The following is a 1,090-nucleotide window of genomic DNA, read 5'->3' as shown; positions in this document are numbered from 1 at the left end:
ATGATTTTCTACGGCATTATGGAACATTAAAAGTTATCCCTTGTTAAATTTTTCTAAAAATTATATTTTATATCTCAAAAATCCATTGGAGTATTCTATGGAAAATAATAAAGAATGTGCCATATGTGGTGGCCTCGGCTGGATTATTAAAGAAAATGGTGTTACAAAATGTGTCTGCAGATACTCAGATATCACAGACACAATCTTCAAAAGAATGAACATTCCTAATAGATATAGGGATAAAGATCTGTCTAATTTTATTCCAGATAAAAAATACGGACATAAATTTATATTGACCAGAATTGAGGATTATATAAACTCTGATGACTATCTAAAAGGAAAAGGCCTTTTCCTTGTTGGAAAACCGGGAGTCGGGAAAACCCATTTGGCTGTTGGTATTCTAAAGGAGTTCTTCAGAAGAAAAGGAATAGTAGGACTTTTTTATGACACCCGTTCACTTTTATTCAAGCTTAAATCTTCCTTCGATGGCTCAGCTTCGGCACGGGAAATTCTTGAAGAAGTGGTAGAAACTCCAATCCTTGTCCTTGATGACCTTGGCTCAGAGAGACTTTCAGACTGGGCAAGGGATATCTTACACTATATTATTATTAACAGATATAATGAGTTAAAACCGATAATAATTACATCAAATATAGAGCTAAAATCCCAGAAAAAAGGGGATGAGGATATACTGGAAAACACACTGGAAGAAAGGATGGGAAGCTCTATAGCCTCCAGACTATCGGAGATGTGCGAGGTTTTACCTGTAAAAGGTGAAGATAAAAGAGGAAGCAGATTAACAACAAATGAGGTAAAAAGATGAGAACAGCTACAATAAAAAGAGAAACAAGGGAAACACAGATAGAACTTTCTATAAATCTGGATGGAACAGGAAAATATAATGTTGATACCCCTGTAGGATTTTTAACCCATATGTTAGAGACATTTTCAAAGCACTCCCTTATTGACCTTGAAGTTATGGCCACTGGTGATATTCATGTCAGTCATCACCACACAGTTGAAGATGTTGGAATAGTTCTTGGTATGGCAATAAAAGAAGCATTAGGGGATAAAAAGGGTATTAGGAGAT

1 protein-coding gene and 1 pseudogene are annotated in these 1,090 nt (G+C 35.3%); both read left to right on the top strand.

Features of this window, described 5'->3' with window-relative positions; genetic code table 11:
- Positions 1 to 97: 97 nt before the first annotated feature.
- Entirely contained in the window at positions 98 to 823 is a 726-nt protein-coding gene (locus HG1285_RS00320) for an ATP-binding protein (protein ID WP_008289698.1), read from the top strand.
- A pseudogene (locus HG1285_RS00325) lies at positions 820 to 1,090 on the top strand (imidazoleglycerol-phosphate dehydratase); the annotation flags it as partial. The gene HG1285_RS00320 and the pseudogene HG1285_RS00325, both read left to right, overlap by 4 nt.

Source organism: Hydrogenivirga sp. 128-5-R1-1 (genome assembly GCF_000171895.1).
The sequence above is the reverse complement of the archived record's forward strand: the minus strand, read 5'-3'. Positions and strand labels throughout refer to the sequence as shown.

What these genes read in the sequence shown, in the direction of transcription:
- HG1285_RS00320 (WP_008289698.1), top strand. Translation starts at nt 98, where the DNA reads ATGGAAAATAATAAAGAATGTGCCATATGTGGTGGCCTCGGCTGGATT.